At 44.9% G+C, this 20,567-nt stretch carries 20 protein-coding genes; 4 read left to right on the top strand and 16 right to left on the bottom strand.

Features of this window, described 5'->3' with window-relative positions; genetic code table 11:
• Positions 1-445: 445 nt before the first annotated feature.
• From FYJ57_RS07550 to FYJ57_RS07540, 3 genes are all read right to left on the bottom strand, one after another.
• Positions 446-736, bottom strand: coding sequence for a fatty acid kinase subunit FakA-related protein (locus tag FYJ57_RS07550; RefSeq protein ID WP_022171853.1), 291 nt, complete (start codon positions 734-736; stop codon positions 446-448).
• Positions 737-1,003: 267 nt separating this feature from the next.
• Positions 1,004-1,285: an acylphosphatase gene (locus tag FYJ57_RS07545; RefSeq protein WP_022173129.1), complete on the bottom strand. Its 282-nt coding sequence runs from the start codon at positions 1,283-1,285 to the stop codon at positions 1,004-1,006.
• A gap of 148 nt (positions 1,286-1,433) precedes the next feature.
• On the bottom strand, positions 1,434-5,195 hold the full coding sequence (locus FYJ57_RS07540) for a phosphoribosylformylglycinamidine synthase (RefSeq protein WP_154432220.1): 3,762 nt from the start codon (positions 5,193-5,195) through the stop codon (positions 1,434-1,436).
• Positions 5,196-5,502: 307 nt separating this feature from the next.
• Between FYJ57_RS07540 and FYJ57_RS07535 the strand changes: the two genes are divergently transcribed.
• The gene (locus tag FYJ57_RS07535; RefSeq protein ID WP_154432226.1) at positions 5,503-6,378 is read left to right on the top strand and encodes a LysR family transcriptional regulator; all 876 of its coding nucleotides are present in this window, start codon (positions 5,503-5,505) and stop codon (positions 6,376-6,378) included.
• 398 nt (positions 6,379-6,776) lie between these two features.
• Here FYJ57_RS07535 and FYJ57_RS07530 read toward each other — a convergent pair whose 3' ends face one another.
• The 5 genes from FYJ57_RS07530 to FYJ57_RS07510 form a co-directional block, all read right to left on the bottom strand.
• Positions 6,777-9,125, bottom strand: coding sequence for an ATP-dependent DNA helicase (locus FYJ57_RS07530; protein WP_154432219.1), 2,349 nt, complete (start codon positions 9,123-9,125; stop codon positions 6,777-6,779).
• Between the two features lie 153 nt (positions 9,126-9,278).
• Entirely contained in the window at positions 9,279-9,506 is a 228-nt protein-coding gene (locus FYJ57_RS07525) for an HPr family phosphocarrier protein (RefSeq protein ID WP_154432225.1), read from the bottom strand.
• A 518-nt stretch (positions 9,507-10,024) separates the two neighbouring features.
• Entirely contained in the window at positions 10,025-10,852 is an 828-nt protein-coding gene (locus tag FYJ57_RS07520) for an Mrp/NBP35 family ATP-binding protein (protein ID WP_022170846.1), read from the bottom strand.
• A gap of 21 nt (positions 10,853-10,873) precedes the next feature.
• Positions 10,874-11,194, bottom strand: coding sequence for a metal-sensing transcriptional repressor (locus FYJ57_RS07515; protein ID WP_022170845.1), 321 nt, complete (start codon positions 11,192-11,194; stop codon positions 10,874-10,876).
• Between the two features lie 29 nt (positions 11,195-11,223).
• Positions 11,224-11,451, bottom strand: a complete 228-nt coding sequence (locus FYJ57_RS07510; protein ID WP_154432217.1) for a hypothetical protein — start codon at positions 11,449-11,451, stop codon at positions 11,224-11,226.
• A gap of 236 nt (positions 11,452-11,687) precedes the next feature.
• Here FYJ57_RS07510 and FYJ57_RS07505 point away from each other — a divergent pair, with 236 nt between their 5' ends.
• Complete coding sequence (locus tag FYJ57_RS07505; protein WP_022170843.1) at positions 11,688-12,266, top strand: xanthine phosphoribosyltransferase; 579 nt, start codon at positions 11,688-11,690, stop codon at positions 12,264-12,266.
• Positions 12,267-12,389: 123 nt separating this feature from the next.
• Here the strand turns inward: FYJ57_RS07505 and FYJ57_RS07500 are convergent, their stop codons facing one another.
• Entirely contained in the window at positions 12,390-12,683 is a 294-nt protein-coding gene (locus FYJ57_RS07500) for a hypothetical protein (RefSeq protein WP_321070645.1), read from the bottom strand.
• A gap of 309 nt (positions 12,684-12,992) precedes the next feature.
• Here FYJ57_RS07500 and FYJ57_RS07495 point away from each other — a divergent pair, with 309 nt between their 5' ends.
• The gene (locus FYJ57_RS07495; RefSeq protein WP_022170841.1) at positions 12,993-14,399 is read left to right on the top strand and encodes an amidophosphoribosyltransferase; all 1,407 of its coding nucleotides are present in this window, start codon (positions 12,993-12,995) and stop codon (positions 14,397-14,399) included.
• A 75-nt stretch (positions 14,400-14,474) separates the two neighbouring features.
• On the opposite strand, the gene FYJ57_RS07490 is transcribed toward FYJ57_RS07495, so the two are convergent.
• Positions 14,475-15,161, bottom strand: coding sequence for a DUF4234 domain-containing protein (locus FYJ57_RS07490; RefSeq protein ID WP_154432216.1), 687 nt, complete (start codon positions 15,159-15,161; stop codon positions 14,475-14,477).
• 198 nt (positions 15,162-15,359) lie between these two features.
• On the opposite strand from FYJ57_RS07490, the gene FYJ57_RS07485 reads away from it, so the two are divergent.
• Entirely contained in the window at positions 15,360-15,803 is a 444-nt protein-coding gene (locus tag FYJ57_RS07485) for a DUF2752 domain-containing protein (RefSeq protein WP_106491944.1), read from the top strand.
• A 40-nt stretch (positions 15,804-15,843) separates the two neighbouring features.
• Here FYJ57_RS07485 and FYJ57_RS07480 read toward each other — a convergent pair whose 3' ends face one another.
• The 6 genes from FYJ57_RS07480 to FYJ57_RS07455 form a co-directional block, all read right to left on the bottom strand.
• Positions 15,844-16,155 (bottom strand): AzlD domain-containing protein, encoded by a 312-nt coding sequence (locus FYJ57_RS07480; RefSeq protein WP_227616513.1) that lies wholly within the window; start codon positions 16,153-16,155, stop codon positions 15,844-15,846.
• Positions 16,152-16,862: an AzlC family ABC transporter permease gene (locus FYJ57_RS07475; RefSeq protein WP_154432215.1), complete on the bottom strand. Its 711-nt coding sequence runs from the start codon at positions 16,860-16,862 to the stop codon at positions 16,152-16,154. Before FYJ57_RS07475 ends, FYJ57_RS07480 begins: the two co-directional genes overlap by 4 nt.
• Positions 16,863-16,885: 23 nt before the next feature.
• Entirely contained in the window at positions 16,886-17,899 is a 1,014-nt protein-coding gene (locus FYJ57_RS07470; RefSeq protein WP_154432214.1) for a LacI family DNA-binding transcriptional regulator, read from the bottom strand.
• Positions 17,900-17,904: 5 nt separating this feature from the next.
• Entirely contained in the window at positions 17,905-18,558 is a 654-nt protein-coding gene (locus FYJ57_RS07465) for a sugar O-acetyltransferase (RefSeq protein ID WP_154432213.1), read from the bottom strand.
• 14 nt (positions 18,559-18,572) lie between these two features.
• Positions 18,573-19,076 (bottom strand): transcription elongation factor GreA, encoded by a 504-nt coding sequence (gene greA / locus FYJ57_RS07460; protein ID WP_022170834.1) that lies wholly within the window; start codon positions 19,074-19,076, stop codon positions 18,573-18,575.
• Between the two features lie 110 nt (positions 19,077-19,186).
• Positions 19,187-20,545, bottom strand: coding sequence for an MATE family efflux transporter (locus FYJ57_RS07455; protein WP_154432211.1), 1,359 nt, complete (start codon positions 20,543-20,545; stop codon positions 19,187-19,189).
• Positions 20,546-20,567 lie beyond the last annotated feature (22 nt).

The following is a 20,567-nucleotide window of genomic DNA, read 5'->3' as shown; positions in this document are numbered from 1 at the left end:
TTTGTTGAGGGTACAAACAGCAAATTGAAAATGATAAAACGTACCATGTATGGCCGTTGTGGCAAGGAGCTATTAGCCGCAAAACTTATATTGTCAAATAGCTAATACGGATAATTGCGGAAGAACCAAAAAAACGGGAAACAAATGATAATCTTCTGATTGTACCATTTGTTTCCCGTTTTTTCTTTCCGTGACTTTGTCGGACTTTATTCTTTCTCAGTTACAATGTCTTCTGTATCGTCAGCTTCTTACAGGCATTCCTCAATTTTTTTATTTACCTGTTCCCGCAGTTCCAGTAAGAAAGCTGCATTTCTCGGATAATCAGAAAATGTGATCTTCATACCTGCCATTTTTTAATTAGTGTTCCCAAAATCATCGCTTTCGCAATTATTACATATACAATTGCGAAACACGTTTCCTACAAAGCAGTCTCTCGTATGTAGTTTTAGCCCTGTAATCCGTTCGCCTGGCGGATCATATCTTCAATGACGATATCATAGATCTCACCGATAGTGTTGCAATAAGCCAGCACTTTCCATGGTTCGTTAGTATGGAAATGGATCTTCACCAGATCTTCATCTCCAGCCACGATCAGGCTGTTGCCCTCGTAATGTTCTGTAATATATTCGGATATGGCATCCTCGTCCAGATCTTCATCTCTTCTGTCGATCAGAAGCTGTGTGTCATAGCGGTATGCAAACTGATCGTCTTCTGCATCAATTGAATGTACTCCCATTGTTTCTACCTCCATATTTTGTGTACTGAATAGTTATTTTTATTTTACCATAAAATACGAATGTGTCCACAGATTTCTTCATTCATGCATTTTCCCTTTTTCTTATCTGTTTACTGTTCACTCCGTTCCCAGTAACACGCTTCGCGATGCACAGAATTTATGCTAAACGCATAAATTCGCGCGATATGTCTCGGGTTTTCTGTGACCTTTGCTCACTAAAACCTCGCGGGATATTACCAATGAACAGTAACCTTATCTGTCCTCTTCTTATTCATCTTCCCTCTCATAAAATCCATACTCTCCTTCTAACGACATGGATTTTACTCTCATATCCTCGATCCAGATATATGTCCGATTCTGTAAAAAGAGGATCATCTGATCGATGTCTGTCTCTGCTCCCTCAACTTCCATCTCAACACTCCCGTCATACCGGTTTCTCACCCATCCGGCAAGTCCCAGCTGGCCGGCCTTTTGCACCGCATAATACCGGAAACCTACACCCTGAACGCGACCATAAAAATAAATATGTTTTCTGACTTTTAAATCCATTTCTCTGTTTTCTCCACTTTCTGAGTTTTATATCATTGTACCAGATCTCTTATTTCTCATCAAACACTGGACACAAAAAGACTGCCCTTTTCGGAGCAGTCTTTCTGGATTTATTTACTTTTCGGAAAATGTTTGTATGAGTTTCTTCTTATTTAAAATAAGCAACACCGGATTCGAAGATCTTGATATCCTGTTCTCCGTAGATGTTCATGGCTACGGCATCGCCGCGGCGTTCGCTGTGAGCCATCTTTCCGAGTACACGACCATCCGGACTTGTGATTCCTTCTATGGCTGCGTAGGAACCGTTGACGTTCCATTCTTCATCCATGGATACGTTTCCATTCAGATCACAGTACTGGGTTGCTACCTGACCGTTTGCAAAGAGTTTATCGATCCACTCTTTGTTTGCCACGAAACGACCCTCTCCATGAGATGCCGGGTTGACATATACTTTGCCAAGTTCTGCCTGTGCCAGCCATGAGGATTTGTTAGTTACTACTTTGGTGTAAACCATCTTAGAAATATGTCTGCCGATGGTATTGTAAGTCAGTGTCGGTGAATCTGCAGTCTGTCCTACGATCTCGCCATAAGGAACCAGTCCCAGTTTGATCAGAGCCTGGAATCCGTTACAGATACCAAGTGCCAGACCATCTCTCTCATTCAACAATTTTGTTACGGCTTCTTTGATCTTCGCATTCTGAAAAGCAGTTGCAAAGAATTTTGCAGAACCATCCGGTTCATCACCGGCGGAGAATCCGCCTGGGAACATGATGATCTGTGCCTGATTGATTGCTTCCTCGAAGATTGCTACAGAATCACGGATATCTTCCGCCGTCAGATTCTTGAATACTCTTGTGATCACGTCCGCACCGGCACGTTCAAATGCTTTCGCACTGTCGTACTCACAGTTGGTACCCGGGAATACCGGGATAAATACGGTCGGACGTGCTACTTTATGTTTGCACACATGGATGCTGTCTGCTTTGTAAAGCGGGCTTTCCACTTTCTCCATGTTATCGGTTCCTTTGGTCTTGAAGACTTTCTCCAGAGTTCCGGTCCATGCATCCAGTGCTTCTTTCATGGAGATTTCCATTCCATCTTTGTATGTGAATTTTGCATCGTCTGTCACTTCACCGATAACAGTATACGTTACAGACAGTTCTCCGACTTTGTCAGCCGGTACTTCGCAGATGATATCACCAAATCCCGGTGCAAACAGATCTCTCTCGTCCAGATTGTGTTCAATCTTCACACCCAGCTGATTACCGAATGCCATCTTGCTGACTGCTGCTGCGATACCATGACGATCCAGTGCGTAAGCGGAAAGCACTTTACCATCCAGGATATCCTGATGCAGTTTTCCGTACTGATCCATAGTTGCTGCATAATCCGGCAGATCATAGCTGTCTTTCGGCAGACGGATCCATACCAGTTTGCTTCCTGCCTTTTTCAGTTCCGGTGTGATAATATCCTGTTTCTTAGCCACATCTACCGCAAATGAAACCAGTGTCGGCGGAACATCAATATCGTTGAAGGTTCCGGACATACTGTCCTTTCCACCGATAGATGGAAGGCCAAATCCCATCTGTGCCGCATATGCACCGAGCAACGCTGCAAATGGCTGACTCCAACGTTCCGGATCCTCTGTCATTCGGCGGAAGTATTCCTGGAAGGTGAAACGGATCTTGGAGTAATCTCCGCCGTTCGCTACGATGCGTGCAATAGATTCTACAACTGCATAAACTGCACCGTGATATGGGCTCCAGCTGGATACATATGGATCAAATCCGTAGCTCATCATAGTCACAGTATCTGTTTTTCCGTTCATTACCGGAACCTTAGCGACCATAGCCTGAGTTTCTGTCAGCTGATATTTACCACCATATGGCATAAATACACTTCCTGCCCCGATGGATCCGTCGAACATCTCTACCAGCCCTTTCTGAGAACAGGTATTCAGATCAGCCAGCATAGATAACCATACCGCTTTGGTATCTGCAGGAGCTTTTTCTTCACGCTCCAGAACATTTCCCTCTTTATTCGGAATATCTACCAGAACTTCTGTCTCCTGATGCGCACCGTTGGTATCCAGGAAAGCACGGGAAATATTAACAACTTCTTTTCCTCTCCAGTTCAGTACCAGACGCGGTTCTTCGGTAACAACAGCTACTACAACAGCTTCCAGGTTTTCTTCGTTGGCATATTTCATGAATTCGTCAACGTCTTTCGGATCTACAACAACAGCCATACGTTCCTGCGACTCGGAAATAGCAATTTCTGTTCCATCCAGACCGGCATATTTTTTCGGTACCTTATCCAGATTGATCTGCAGTCCCGGTGCCAGTTCTCCGATTGCTACAGATACACCGCCTGCACCAAAGTCATTACATTTTTTGATCAGTTTGCTGACTTCTTCTCTACGGAACATACGCTGGATCTTACGTTCTGTCGGAGCGTTACCTTTCTGTACCTCGGCACCACAAACTTCGATAGAAGCTTCTGTATGTACTTTGGAAGAACCGGTTGCACCACCGATACCGTCACGGCCGGTACGTCCACCTAACAGGATGATGATATCGCCCGGATCAGAATTCTCTCTCTTGACAGCACGTCTCGGAGCCGCACCCATGACAGCACCGATCTCCATACGTTTTGCCACATAATTCGGATGATAGATTTCTTTTACATAACCGGTAGCCAGACCGATCTGGTTACCATAGGAGCTGTAGCCATGGGCTGCACCACGAACCAGTTTCTTCTGTGGCAGTTTTCCTTTCAGAGTCTCTTTTACAGAAACTGTAGGATCTGCAGCACCGGTCACACGCATTGCCTGATATACATAAGTACGTCCTGACAGCGGATCACGGATCGCACCACCCAGACAGGTAGCAGCACCACCGAAAGGTTCGATCTCGGTCGGATGGTTATGTGTTTCATTCTTAAAGTTGATAAGCCATTCTTCTTCTTTTCCGTCTACATCCACCGGAACCACGATGGAGCAGGCATTGATCTCATCGGATTCTTCCTGATCCTGCAGTTTTCCTTCGGATTTCAGCTTTTTCATAGCAAGAAGCGCCAGGTCCATCAGACAGATAAATTTGTCATCTCTTCCTTTGTAGAGAACTTCTCTGTCTGCCAGATACTGTTCATAAGTTTTCACGATCGGCTCTTTGTAATCGCCATCTTTGAATGTTACATTTTTCAGTTCTGTGGAGAAGGTAGTATGACGGCAGTGATCGGACCAGTAAGTATCCAGCACACGAATCTCTGTCATGGATGGATTTCTTTTCTCTTCGTTTTTAAAATAATTCTGGATATGCTGGAAATCCTTAAATGTCATAGCCAGATTCAAAGAAGCGTACAGTTCTTTCAGAGCTGCTTCTTCCATATCGATAAAACCATCAAAGATTTTAACATCTTCCGGTTCTTCAAATTTTGTTACCAGAGTCTCCGGTTTTACCATTCCTGTCTCGCGGGAATCCACCGGGTTGATACAGTGATTTTTGATTGCTTCGAATTCTTCGTCCGTGATATTTCCTTCAATCACATATGTGGTTGCTGATTTAATGATCGGCTGCTCATCTTCTTTCAGGAACTGTACACACTGCACTGCAGAATCTGCTCTCTGGTCAAACTGACCCGGCAGGTATTCCACGGAAAATACTCTTGCTCCTTCTGCCATCGGAATCTGCTCTTTATACAGTACATCTACCGGTGGCTCTGAGAATACACATGTACATGCTTTCTCAAACACTTCCTCTGAAATATTTTCCACATCGTAACGAATATATACATGAACTGCTGTCACAGTCTTAATCCCAAGGTAGCTGCTGATCTCATGCTTTAATTCTTTTGCCTGTACCGCAAAATCAGGTTTCTTTTCTACATAAACACGTCTTACACTGCTCATCCTTCACCCTGTCCTTTCTGTGCACTCCTGTTTATAACTTTTGCAGAAATGCTCTTCGCGATACCAGAATCAATATCTGGCATTTTCTTCGGTCTTATTTCCTTTTAAGGCCACTGGATCGCATCTCTCAGAGATCCAGTGTACTGTCATTATAAAAATACCACAGGATGCATTATTAGTAAAATTAATATATTTAATCTTTTTAATAAGTTTTGCTTATTATTTGTTTATTTTTGTGAAAATACTGGATGCACCCACAAGATTTTGTTATACTGAAAGCAGTTATAAGGAGGACTTATCAAAAATGATGGATATAAACTACGAATTGTATAAAGTATTTTACTATGTGGCAATCTCCCTGAGCTTTTCGGACGCTTCCAAACAACTGTTTATCTCCCAGTCAGCTGTCAGCCAGTCTGTCAAAGTACTGGAAAAAAAACTGGGAATCACTCTGTTTATCCGAAGCACCAAACGGGTACAGCTGACGCCTGAAGGAGAAACACTGCTTCGCCACATCGAACCGGCAATGAATCTGATCAAACGCGGAGAAGCGCAGATCATGGAAGCCAGTAACCTGGGGGGAGGTCAGCTTCGTATCGGCGCAAGCGATACCATCTGCCGGTATTATCTTGTTCCGTTCCTGAACAAATTTCATAAAACCTACCCGAATGTCCACATCAAAGTCACGAATCAGACTTCCACCAAATGTGTGGATCTTCTGGAAATGGGACAGGTAGACCTGATTGTCACCAACTATCCGAACTCCCGGTTAAGTCACGGGGATCATATCCGGACGATCCACTCCTTCAGGGACTGCTTCATTGCAAGCTCAACTCACTACACAGAACTGATGGATAAAAAACTGCACCTGAAAGATCTCCTGGACTACCCGATCATGATGCTCGACCGGAAAAGCACCACCAGCGAATTCCTGCACCACCTCTTCCAGCAACACCAGCTGGATCTGGTCCCGGAGATCGAACTGGGCAGTAACGACCTCCTGATTGATCTTGCCCGCATCGGCCTCGGCATCGCCTTTGTCCCGGACTACTGCATACCCGACGATGGTGAACTCTTCCCCCTGGATATCCAGGAAGAACTCCCCGGCCGAACCCTCGTCATCGCCCACAACCCACAGCTGCCGCTGACCAAAGCAGCGAAGGAATTCCTGAACATTCTCTAACTCAAAAAGGAGCATCCGTTTTCCAACCGATGCTCCCAACTTTTTTCTTTCTCCACAACAAACTTTACTTTTACCCCTCGTCCTCCACAATCAGAACACAGCCGCAGGCGCCTGTTCGTCCCCTTCATCCACCGCAGTCCCTGCCATTACCTCTCGTCCTGAACCCACTCCACCTCCCCTTTGCTAAAGCACAGCCGCGGGCGACAAAGCCTGGGCGGACAACACTTTGTGGGCGGTTAGAGCAAGCTTTAAGATCCGACGCTTACGTAGGCTTTCGCGAGGGTCAGCTGACCCTTGTGAATCATAGCCGAAGTTATCGGCTAGCTCAAAGTTGCTCTGCCCACGTTGTCCGCCCAGGCTTTGTTGCCCGCGGCGTCCCTTTCGCCACACTCTCCCCCCTATCTCCCCCAAAACTCTTCCAGAACCTTCCCAACTCCCCTCCGGTCACAAACCACATACTCCTCCCATTCCCGTGGAAAAAGCCCCGTATAATCCGGCAAACAAAACCTCTCATCCAGAAGTAAAATCACTCCCCGGTCTTCTTTCGTTCGAATCACCCTTCCTGCAGACTGCAGCACCTTATTCATTCCCGGAAATCGGTATGCATAATCAAACCCATTCTCCTTCTTTCTGTCATAAAACTGCTTCAGAATCTCTCTCTCATAACTCACCTGTGGAAGCCCAGTTCCCACGATCACTGCTCCAACAAGCCGCTCTCCAATGAGGTCGATTCCTTCCGCAAAAATTCCTCCCATCACGCAAAATCCAAGCAGCGTCTCTGTATTTTCACTCTCAAATCGTTCCAGAAAATCCTCCCGTTCTTTCTCCTGCATCGACGGACTTTGCTGTAGAATCTCCACCCCATCCGTCCCATACAGTTCCATGTACCGTTCCAGAATATCATCCAACATTCGATACGACGGGAAGAAAATCATATAGTTTCCGGTATGAGAACACACTACCGCATGAATATACTCTGCAATCTTCCCATACTCTTCAGGTCCCCTCCTTGTATACCGGCTGCTCACATCCCGGCCGAGGATCAGACACTTCTGTTCTTTGGCAAAGGGTGTCTGTGCATAGATCGCATAATCATCACTTCGTCCGCTTAAAAGCTCCCGGTAATACATCACCGGAAGTAATGTAGCCGAAAAGAAAACAGTGCTTCTCCCTTTATCCATACAGTTTTGCAGGTTCTGTGCCGGATTCACACAAAACAGTTTAACACGAAATCTTCCATCCTCATCATGTTGTGTATAAATTACATAATTTTCATCGATGAGATCACTGATATACAGGAAACTCCGCACCTCAAAATAAAAATCCAGAAGTTCTTTTCGAAGTTCTCCATCACCAAGTTCCTCCAGATAGTTTTCCGTTTCACCCATCACAGAAAGCAATGCCAGCGAAAAATTCCCAATGGACGGAAGAACCCGGCAGGTCTCACATTCCCGTTTCCACTCAAGCATCAGCCGGTTACACCGCTCCAGTGCTTTTTCCAGCTTTTTCCTGTATGGCTTCACCAGCTTTTTCATTCTCAGGATATCCTCCTTGTACAAAACCGCACTGTACATCTCCCGTCCTCGTTCCACCAGATTGTGAGCCTCATCGATCAAAAATACGTAATCTCCTTTAACACCTTCCGCAAAAAAACGGCGAAGATATACCTGTGGATCAAACGCATAATTATAATCACAGATCACTCCATCCACCCAGACGGCGAGATCCAGACTCATCTCATACGGGCAGACCTGATACCTTTCCGCATAAGAAAGCAACTTCTCCCGGTCATATATTTCCTCTTTCTCCAAAAGCTCAAACACCGCATCATTTACCCGGTCAAAATGTCCCTTTGCCCTTGCACAGGCTGCCGGATTACACTCCATGCTGTCACACACACACAATTTTTCTTTTGCAGTCAAAAGCAGAGACTTCCAGCGAAGTCCATGCTTTTTCAGGATTTCAAAAGCTTCCCCTGCAACCGTACGGGTAATCGTTTTTGCAGTCAGATAAAAGATTCTTTCTGAGATTCCTTCTCCAACGGAGCGCACAGCCGGATATAGACATGACATCGTTTTGCCCACACCGGTAGGTGCCTGGATAAACAGCTGCTTTTCCCGCAAAATGGTCCGGTAAACACCATGTACCAGTTCCCGCTGTCCCTCCCGGTAAGGAAAAGGAAATTCCAGTCCGATCATGGATGCATTCCTCACTTTTTTCCACTCCTGATGCCAGTGGGCCCAGATATAGTAGGTATCGGCAAGTTTCTGAAACCATGTTTTCAGTTCCTGCGCATCGAACATATAGGAGAACCTGCGAATCTCTTCCGTTTCCATGTTGCAGTATGTCATCTGTACTTCCATCTGTTCCAGCTGATTCTGTTCTGCATAGATCGCCGCATAACACCTGGCCTGTGCAAGATGTACCGGAACCGGTTCTTCCACAAACCTGAGTTCCCGGTGTACGCCTTTGATCTCATCAACCATCACATGATCTTCTTTTTCCTCTATTCCATCCGCCCGGCCTTCCACGAGCAAATCTAGATCTTCATAGCAGAAGCGGCAGTTGAGCGGCACCTCGGCCTGATAAGCAGCTCCCATCTGTCTCTGAACCTTTTTGTGGATTCTGGTTCCCTTTGCCAGCGACTCTTTATCTGCCCATCCGCCTCTCCTGTTGTCTATATCACCGGAACGCAGGATAAACTCCACCAGCTCCCTGACCGAAATCTTTACTTCTTCTTTTTCCATCCGCCCACCACCTTTCACTTTGCTTATTATAACTCATCCACCAGCCTTTGCCTATATTTCCGTAAATCAAAAGAAAAATCTTCCGCAGGAACCATTTGGCTTCACCACGGAAGATTTTTCTTTTTTCGCATATCAAATCATTTTCAGATACCTTTATGAAATTGCAAATTTTTGAATTGCTTTGTCGAATTCTTTGTCTTCTCCATAACACTGAACGGTAAGTTCCTGTGTCAGATCCATACTCATGATTCCGAGAATAGATTTTGCATCAATAATTACACGATTGTAGAAGATGTCAATATCAAAGTCACATTTTCCAGCCGCCTTCACAAATTCTTCCACTTCACTCGCCTCATTTAATTTGATTTTGCTTGTTTTCATATCCTGCATTATATCAATCCTTTCTGGAACTCGCGGTAACAAAATCTGTGTACCGGTGTAGAATATCGGTACTCCCTTTTCCAACTGGTAGTACCACATATTTCGAGAATTGATTATCGCATCTGATGCGAAATTTGTCAACTTTTTAATCTTCTCTGTTTTATGTTGGTGTTGCACTATTTTTAGTGCTTTCTTTTACATTTTTCACCTGTTTTTTTGCTATTTGCACAGCATTCTCTCCGCATTGAAATCGTTTACAATTCAAAGCGGGCAATATTCTCTTGAAAATCAGCTTCTCTTTTTCAAATTTCGTCAAAAACAACATAAAAATTAAGGTAACTGTTCAGTACCCTCACAGTTACGAGTCAAAATCCATGAAAAATCGCCTTCGGCGATGGGATTTTGACTTGCATGTCTCGGGATTTTGGCATATTCATGCCAAAACACCTCGCGGAATAACGGTGTGCTGAATAGTTACAAATTAAGGAACAGCATTTTCACACTGTTCCTCTGAAGGATTATCCAACGATTTTTTCTACTGCTTTATCCAGATATTCATTTTCTACCGCATGGAAAGCTCCCTTGTCGGCTGCTTCCGCATACAGTGGATTGATCGGCATCTTGCCGAGCACTTCTGTTCCCAGCTCTGCCACTATCTCATCAATATGACTCTCACCGAATACAGAAATATGTTTTCCGCAGTCCGGGCATACCAGATAGCTGTAGTTTTCCACAACACCCAGCACATTGATTTTCATCATCTGTGCCATCTTATAAGCTTTACGTACAATCATCTTTACCAGATCCTGCGGGGAAGATACGATCACGATACCTTCTACCGGCAGAGACTGGAAGACTGTCAGCGGTACATCACCGGTTCCAGGCGGCATATCTACGAACAGATAGTCCAGATCTCCCCAGATCACATCGGTCCAGAACTGTTTTACCATATTTGCCAGAATCGGTCCTCTCCAGATGACCGGTTCGTCTTCTCTCGGAAGCAGCAGGTTTACAGACATTACCTTAATGCCGTTTTTTGCCTCGATCGGATAGATACCGGCATCTACTGCCTGTGCCGGGCCCTTGACACCATACATCTTCGGGATGGAGGGTCCTGTGATATCCGCATCCAGGATACCTACTTTGTAACCTTTCTGTGCCATTCTATTTGCCAGAGATGCGGTAACGAAGGATTTACCAACGCCGCCTTTTCCGCTGACGATGCCAATCACATGTTTTACGTTGGACTGGCTGTTCATCTCTTCCAGCATACTCTTGGGCTGTTTGCTTGGACATCCTTCACAGCTTTCTTTGCTGCAGGATGTGTTGCTACATTCTTTTGCCATTGTCTTTCCTCTTTTCTCTTTTTATTTCATAAAGCGATCGATTGCTTTGTTCAGTTCTTCCAGTGCTTCCATATCCCCATCCTTAACTGCATCCACAATACAATGCTGTATGTGATCCTGTAAAATCACTTTTCCGGTATTATTAATTGCCGATTTGACTGCCGAAAGCTGGATCAGCACTTCCGAGCAGTCTCTGCCTTCTTCCACCATCCGACGGATCGATTCCAGATGACCGATAGCTCTTGACAACCGGTTAATTACCGCTTTTGTGTTTTCATGGGTATGGGTATGACTGTGCTTGACAACCGTTCCATCTTCCAGTACATGTACATGCTCTCCCATCTTTTTCCTCCCATTCATACATTCCCCGATCAGATCTCGGAAAATGTATATCGCTGATGCATCCCGGAAAAATAGACGTCAAATACTATACTGCCATCTTTCTGAATGCTTTTTTCGTAAGTTTCTTTCCGGCCTCCGCATCGTTCCCGGATATAGATTTCCGGATCTTCACACTGGATTTCCTCAAAAAACTGATCTCTGGAATGATTCAGCGGACACTGGTTTATAATTTCTCTGATGACTTCATATTGTTTCATCTATCGTCCCTCCCACACCGTTTTTATTATAACAATCTTTTGTAAAAAGGACAACACATCCGTAAGAAAAAGTGAGAAAACTGTTGCCTTTCCAACCGTAAGGTTGTATCATGGCATACAAGAAATTAAAATACATTTAAGGTGATTTTAAATGCATTTTGACTCGTAACTGTGAAGGTACTGAACATTTACGAAAGAAAAATAAATGAGTGATAAACAGCAGGAGGAGAAAGCACATGCAGCTTTTAGAAGAACGTATCTTAAAAGACGGAATTGTCAAACCGGGAAATGTTTTAAAAGTAGACAGTTTCTTAAATCACCAGATGGACATTGCATTCATCAATGAACTGGGAAAAGAATTCCAACGCCGGTTCGCCGATGCACCGATCACAAAGATTCTTACTATCGAAGCTTCCGGTATCGGTATTGCCTGTCTGGTAGCACAGTATTTCCATGTTCCGGTTGTTTTCGCAAAGAAAGCACAGAGCCTGAATCTGGACGGAGAGATGTTTACCTCCAAAGTAGAATCCTTTACACACAAGAAAGTATATGATGTCATCCTTTCCAAGAAGTTCCTCGGACCGGAAGATCATGTACTCTTGATTGACGATTTTCTGGCAAACGGCTGCGCACTGATGGGTCTGATCGACATTGTAAACAAATCAGGTGCCACTCTGGAAGGTGCTGGTATAGTTATCGAAAAGGGCTTCCAGGAAGGTGGAAAGAAAATCCGTGAGATGGGTGTTCGCCTGGAGTCTCTGGCTATCGTAGAGTCCATGACCGACGATTCACTCACTTTCCGTCCGAATAATTAATCAGTCCCGGATCCTCTGAATCACCCGGGCAACCATTATATCTTGCAGATTTTAAAAAAAGAACATTCCGTTTTATTTGGAATGTTCTTTTTATTTTCTGTGTCTTTTGATGAATCACCGGTATCAGTTCCCGATATCCTCCTCATCAAATTCCACCACCGTATAATATCCCCGGTCTGTTTCTTTAATATCTTTTACAATCCCTTTTCGTGACTGCAGTCTTTCATAACCGGGATAGTTTTTACTCATGGCAATCATTGGCTGTATCGTATAATAATATGACGTTGGCAGAGCACTTTCTGTCACATCCACTTCCTGTCCCACTGTCAGAAGTCCCTGACGTTCCATCTTAAACTCCATATTTCGCATGATAGGTCCTCCTTCCCTGTATGTCTGTTCCCATCTGTTTTTCTTCATAATCTTCCTTTCACTGTTTATCCGGTTCCGATACCTGTATTTTTCCGGTGTTATGTAACAGTGAAGGTACTGAACAGTTACGCTTTTATTATAGATTTCCCGTGAAAAAATACAAGACCATCTCTCCGGTTTTTCTTCCATTTTCAGTATTTTTTCAAAATACCGGAGGAAAATTGTGCAAAATTTTGTCTTGCGAAACAGGAATCACCATTATATAATGGGGTACGTGATTTGAAATGCGGTTTCCGGAAGCAGTTGTTTTCGGAAGCTACATCCAACCAAACATTCATAGAACAAAGGAGAACAAATATGGGTGGAATTTTTGGAGTTGCATCAAAAAGCAATTGTGTGTCTGATTTATTTTTTGGAACTGACTATCATTCCCATCTTGGTACACGCCGGGGTGGCATGGCAGTCTACGGCAAAGAAGGCGGATTCAACCGGGCGATCCACAATATCCAGAACGCTCCCTTCCGTACAAAATTTGAACGGGACGTGCAGGAATTAGAGGGTACTCTCGGTATCGGCTGTATCTCTGATACAGAACCGCAACCGCTTTTAGTTCAGTCTCATCTGGGAAGTTTTGCGATCACAACTGTTGGTAAGATTAATAATATGGACGAACTGGTAAAACGTTCTTTCGCCAACGGCTGCACACATTTTCTCGAAATGAGCGGTGGAGATATTAACGCTACAGAGATGGTGGCATCTCTCATCAATCAGAAATCTTCTCTGATCGAAGGCATTCGCTACGCGCAGGATGTTATTGAAGGATCTATGACCATGCTGGTTATGACTCCTGAAGGTATCTATGCGGCCAGAGACCGATTAGGCCGTACTCCACTGATCCTCGGAAAGAAAGAGGATGCGATCTGCGCTTCTTTTGAGAACTTTGCTTATTTTAATCTCGGTTACCATGACTACAAAGAACTGGGACCATCTGAGATTGTCTTCTTTACACCGGATGGTGTGGAAACTGTTTCTCCGGCAAAAAATGAAATGAAGATCTGCTCCTTCTTATGGGTTTACTATGGTTATCCTACCTCTTCCTACGAAGGAATCAACGTAGAACAGATGCGTTATAACTGCGGCGATATGCTTGCAAAGCGCGATAATGTATCTGCGGATATTGTTGCAGGTGTTCCGGACTCCGGTACCGCACATGCCATTGGTTATGCCAACCGTTCCGGTATTCCGTTTGCCCGCCCATTTATCAAATATACCCCAACCTGGCCGCGTTCCTTTATGCCGACACATCAGAGTCAGCGAGAGCAGATTGCTCACATGAAACTGATCCCGGTACGTGAACTGATCAAAGACAAGAGCATGGTGCTGATCGACGACTCTATCGTGCGTGGTACACAGCTTGGTCAGACAACCCAGTTCCTGTACGAGAGCGGAGCAAAAGAAGTACATATCCGTCCGGCATGTCCGCCACTATTATACGGCTGCAAATACCTGAACTTCTCCCGTTCCAAATCCGAAATGGATCTGATCACCCGCCGTGTGATCCAGAAACGGGAAGGAACCGTGACGGAAGCAGTCCTGGAAGACTACGCAAACCCGGATTCCCATAACTACCATGAGATGCTCGACGAGATCGGCAAACAGCTGAACTTTACTTCTCTGCGGTATCATCGTCTCGACGATATGGTGGCTTCCATCGGACTCGAACCATGCAAAGTTTGTACTTACTGCTTTGACGGAAAAGAATAAATAAAGCTTATACATAAAAATCCAGGCAGCCGGCTTTCACCGTTGCCTGGATTTTTGTTGCATTGTATATTCTCTTTATTTTTCCACCGGATATCCGCATTTTTTACAGTACTCTGCTCCGGGTTCAAGTTCTGCTCCACAGTTCGGGCAGGTACCTGCCGTTCTGACCGGCTGCTGATTCTGACTGCTGTTTGACGGATGATTCTCTCCAAAAAGCTCTTTTGCCTTATCTTTCAGATTATTTCCCACATCTTCCATTGTGGATTTGAAATCAAAACCGTTTGGATTCACCGATGTGCCATTCGGATTGGAACCGGAAGTCGGCCATACCGGCGGCGGTGTCTGGGCTGTGGTATTCCCGGTATAGTAGTAATAATCCCGCTGGCTTTCGGTCTGATGTGGTGCGGTCTTTTCATAGGCGTCTGCGAAATTGTTCATCACATCACAGGCATAAAAGTACGATAAAAACGGAATATGCATCACGATCGTAAAGATCACCGGTGATTCGATATGCACGTTATAGCGGTCACCTGCCTGATCCAGCCGGGATGCCAGCTGATACGTCCAGTACAGTCCGTAGATGCCACAGGTGATCCAGGAAAGGATCCATGCCACGATATAGTTCTGCGTCATTTTCCGGTCATCTCTGCAAACCCAGTTGGTATCTTCCCCATACTGATACCAGAAAAAGATATGATACAGACCGCAGGTCACGAGCCCTAGCAGTGCACTGACCAGACCATTTCTTCTTTTTATTCTCATATACGTTCGTCTCCTCTGTCATGTTCTGTTATTTGATACACTTATTATACCATCAATGAAAATCTCTCACAATGGCACAACCCCCTCAGAAAATGAAGCTTCTCTTAATTTTCTCTTGTCCGTTTCTTATTTTGCATCTATAATTACAGACAGGCTGATTTCAGTCGCAAAATCTGAACAATAAAGGATATTTTATCTATGCATCTGGAAATCATTTTCAAAGATCCCAACCGGAAAAAAATATTTTTATCCAAAACAAAAACGTTATGCGCGGTCATTCTTTCCTACCATCTGCTGACCTGGTTTACCGGCTGTCCGTTCCGCTTCTTTTTCGGCATCTCCTGCCCCGGCTGTGGAATGACCCGCGCGCTTCTCGCCGCTCTGCGCCTGGACTTTGCCGCCGCATTTTCCTACCATCCGTTGTTTTTCCTGCTGCCGTTTTTCCTGCTAGGATATTATCTCGATCCCTGGATTAACTGGAGCCGTCACTACCTTCTTCTCGGATCTGTAGCTGCCCTCTTTGTGCTCACCTACCTGGTTCGCCTGCTGTTCCTTCACGATCCGGTTGTAACCTGGCACCCGGCTTCCGGAACCCTCTTAAAACCATTCTTTCATCTTTTAAATATAAAACTTCCGGGATAGATTTCTCCGTTATTTTCACTGAAATCCATCCCGGAAGTTTTTAAAATCCAATCATCTGTACAAGAAAAACCGCCACCGCGGCTCCGACAGCCACAGTAAGCAATCCCCGTTTCATATACGCCAGCACAATCGCCACCACACAGCCGACAACTGCACTCACCTCAGATCCCGTACTGGAAAAAATCGCCGGAAAGGTCATCGCCGAAAGCACCGCATAGGGCACGTAATACAGAAACGACTGTACTCGTTTATCATTGATCTTTTTTCGGAAAATTGCCATTGGAAGCATACGGATCACATAAGTTGTCAATGCCATCACAAACATACTGGCAATAATATACTTTGTACTCACCCTGCATTCTCCTCCTCATTTCTCGGAAATAACCATGCCGCAATTCCACTGACCAGAATCGTGATCAAAATGATCGCCCAGCCACCGGACAGAAGCTTCAGCACAGGAAGACTGGAAAAGGCAACACTTGCTGCGATTGCCAAAATCACCGTAAACAGCACATTTTTTTGTTCTCTGGCCGGAGGAATGATAATGGCAATAAACATACCATACAAAGCAATTCCCATGGCACTGGATAATTTCTGCGGCATCAGCTGGGTGGCAGCACCACCCACAAAAGTCCCAAGCGTCCAGCCAACAACCGGCGTCAGGATCAGTCCTGCCATATAGGAAGCTGTTAATTTCCTGGGCTGCTGCATGGAAACTGCAAAAATCTCATCTGTAATTCCATAAGCGATCCCCAGTCTCTTCTTCATGGACATCTTACTTTCCACTTTCTGAGAAACAGACAGAGACATCAGGAAATAACGGATATTAATGATCAGCGTGGTCATGGCAATCTCAATCATAGAACCTCCGGCTACCATCAGATTCACCCCGGCAAACTGACCTGCACTGGTTACATTAGTCAGGGATATCAACACAGCTGTCCATAGCGGCAGGCCGGAACGAACCGCTGTAATTCCAAATGCCGCCGATACTGAAAAGTATCCCAAACAAATGGGAATTCCGTGACGAATTCCCTGTAAAAATTCACTCTTTTTCATTTTTCTCACCCTGTCCGCAACTGCTATCTGTCAGCCAAATTGCGAACACTTTCCCGTACAATTAATTCCGTGGGTAGTCTCATCCTGCCCACCGGCACCTCTTCTCCATAGATGCGCCGCATCAGAAGCCCAACTGCTTCTTTTCCCTTTTCTTCCGGCTTCTGCCGCACGGTCGTAAGCATCGGCCTGGAAAGTCTTGCATAAATATTATCATCGAAACCGGTTACCGACAGGTCTTCCGGCACAGAGATTCCTTGCGAATAAAAGATACTGATAGCTTCATTTGCCAGAAAATCCGAGGTAAAAAACGCCGCCGTGTAGCCGCTTTCCTTCACGTTTTGTGCAAACTGCCGCAGCACTTCGTGTCGGTAATTATCATGTTGGGGAAGATAAAAATAATCATCTTTGTCAAACTCCAGCTTATGTTCTTCCATCGCATCCTGCAGTCCGCGAAATCTACACAGATTACTTCCCATTGGATGTTGCTGATCCCCAAAAAAGGCAATCTTTCGATGTCCCTGACCGATCAGATAAGAGGTCATCTCATACCCACCCTCATAGTCTTCCAATCCGATATTGTCAAATCCTTCTCCATAGGAATCCACAAAGACAATGGGAATGGGGATCTGATGTACCAGAGCGGTACAAAACTCTGCTTTACATCCAAGCAGGATCGCACCTTCCAGATTGGAATTCTGCAGTACTTTTGCAAAACTCTCATTATCGTCTACCGTTCCGCAAACCATGGCGCGATCGTATTTTCGCAGTTCCCGGTCAATCCCCTCCAACAGACCCCCACAAAAGGGATCCGTCAGCACATGTTTTTTCTTTCCAAGACAAATATGGACCGCTACCAGATGATGCTGCGGTTCCCCTCTGTTGTTTTTCTTTTCTTTCACATAATGATTACGGAGCAATGCTTCTTCGACACGTTGTCTGGTCTCCTGTGACATTTTTCCGGCGCGTCCATTTAACACATTGGAAACAGTTGTGGCACTGACCCCCAGCTGATCTGCAATTTCCTTAATCGTGATCATTTCTCTCATCCTTCTTCTCGTAAGGTATATGGAAAATCTACTTTCATATCCCGGAAATAATATTCCCGGTCTCTTTCTGTAATCTCGCGTATCACACGGCATGGGTTGCCCACGGAAACCACATTGGCAGGAATATCTCTCGTAACAATACTTCCCGCACCGATCACCGAATTATCTCCGATCGTTACCCCAGGGAGCACAACAGAATTTGCTCCGATCCATACCTTATTGCCAATGTGGATAGGTAGCGAATAATGTGCACCCATCTCTCGATACAGCGGATAGACCGGATGACCGGTGGTACAGATGGTTACATTTGGACCGATCATGACCTGATTGCCAATATACACATCCATATCATCTATGATGACCAGATTAAAATTGGCATAAAACTGATCCCCCAGATGAACATGATTACCGTAAGACATATGTACCGGACTTTCAATAAACACACGGTCCGTACAATGCCCGAGAATCCCTTTCAGAATTTCTTTTTTCTTCACATCCTCGCTCGGACGGGTGTTGTTATAGTCAAACATCACTTCTTTGCAGTGACGTCTCTGCGCTTCCAGTTTCTTTTCCTGTTCGATATCGATCGGATCTGTATGTCCATGTTCATAAAAAGGCATCCCGTTTTTGATTCGCTCCTCTAAGTGCATCTTTTCTCCTCCTTTTAAAAGCTCCGAATCTTATCGTCCGCTTCGCTTTCTGTCTTATCAATCTTCCGGATCACCACATAATAAGAAAAATCATCACTGACTTTAATCTCTACCCGGTCACCCACTTTATGTCCAAGAATCGCTTTCCCGATCGGTGATTCGGTACTGATCAGCCCGCTCAGAGAATTGCCGCGGATCGAAGTTACCAGACGATAGGTTTCCTCCTCATCGTCATCTTCCATGTACAGTGTCACTGTATTGTTCAGTCCCACTTCATCTTCTTTGGACTCTTCTGAAATCACAACTGCCGTCTTTAACATTCTCTCCAGATACCGGATCCGGCTCTCATTCTGATTTTTTTCTTTTTTTGCCGCATAGTATTCAAAATTTTCGCTGAGATCGCCCTGGGCTCTTGCCTCTTTTACTGCTTCGATAGCATCCTTTCGAACTACCAGTTTCCGGTATTCAATCTCTTTTTCTATTTTCTCCACATCATGTTTCGTTAATCGTTCTCCCACAATCCGTCTCCTCTTTCTCAACTGATATTTTTAACCAATTACGTAACTTTTCAGTACTCTCACCATTACGAGCCGAAATGTATATAAATGCCTTTGGCGATGCTGAATAATTACTCGATCACCTTATGATCCAGCCATTTTCTTCCATGAAACCGCAGGGTATAAAAGATACCACGGAGTGTCCAGTCAGAGAACATACCGATCCAGACCGCAATCGGTCCGAAACCAAAAACACGACAAAGAACCACACATAATGTTACCCTGCAAAGCCACATGGTCGTACATGATAATATCATGGAGAATTTCACATCGCCTGCCGCCCGCATGGAATATGCCGGAATAAAAGCCGGTACCCATACGATTGGTTTGATGATGGTGATCCAGGTCACCATAAAGAAACACATCCTACCACTCTCTGCGCTCATACCTCCCAGATGGATGATTGGTTTTGTCAGAGCAAACACCAGCAGGCAACTGATGATGATAACTACCTCAGATACCAGGCACATCTTTTTTGTATAGTATATCGCCTCATCTTTTCTTCCGGCACCGATACACTCTCCTACTACATTCATCAGACCGATGCCGATACCGATGGCTGCAATACCGTTCAGATTTTCCAGAATATTTGTCATCGCCTGTGCTGCGATTGCCGCAGTACCAAGAGTCGATACCGTAGACTGAATCGCCAGCTTACCAAACTGAAACATCCCGTTTTCGATACCCGTCGGGATACCAAGCGCCAGGATCATCTTAATCTTATGCCTGTCCGGGCGGATCTTTGTGTAATCCCGCACACATATCTCTTCTTTTGGACTACGCAGAAAATACATGACAACGATCGCACAGAAAATTCTTGAAATCAGTGTGGACAGTGCCGCACCGGCCACTCCCATATGGAAACCGAAAATCAGAATCGCATTTCCCACAATATTCATAATATTAGAGATCACCGAGATGGTCATAGGCAGTCTCGTATTTTCCTGTGCCCGAAATACGGAAGATCCCGCATTAAAAACTGCAATAAACGGAAACGAAAGGGCTGTATACAGGAAGTATATCTCGGAATTGATCATTACTTCCGCTTCCACTTTTCCGAAGATCAGATGCAACAGTGGAATCTGAAATACCACACAGACTACAGTCAGTACTACAGCAATCGCCGTGATAATAAAAATCAGCTGTTTTGCCGCATCGGTGGCATTTTTTGTATTTTTCTGTCCCATGTACTGGGAACAGATGATGGTTCCTCCTGCTGCCAGCGCAGCAAACACCTGGATCACCAGCACATTGATCGAATCCACCAGCGATACCGCCGAGATAGCCGCCGATCCCACGTTGCTGACCATCATCGTATCTGCCGTTCCCATCAGAGAATTCAGAATCTGTTCCACAACCACCGGCACCAGCAATGCCCACAGTTGTTTGTTAGTAAATAGATGTTTCTTTTCTCCCGGTTCTGTTTCCATGTTTTTTCCCCACTCTTTTCGC

Source organism: Oliverpabstia intestinalis, from assembly GCF_009696065.1.
In the GTDB taxonomy this organism is placed as follows: Bacteria; Bacillota; Clostridia; order Lachnospirales; family Lachnospiraceae; genus Oliverpabstia; species Oliverpabstia intestinalis.
This window is presented reverse-complemented; position numbering and strand designations above follow the sequence as displayed.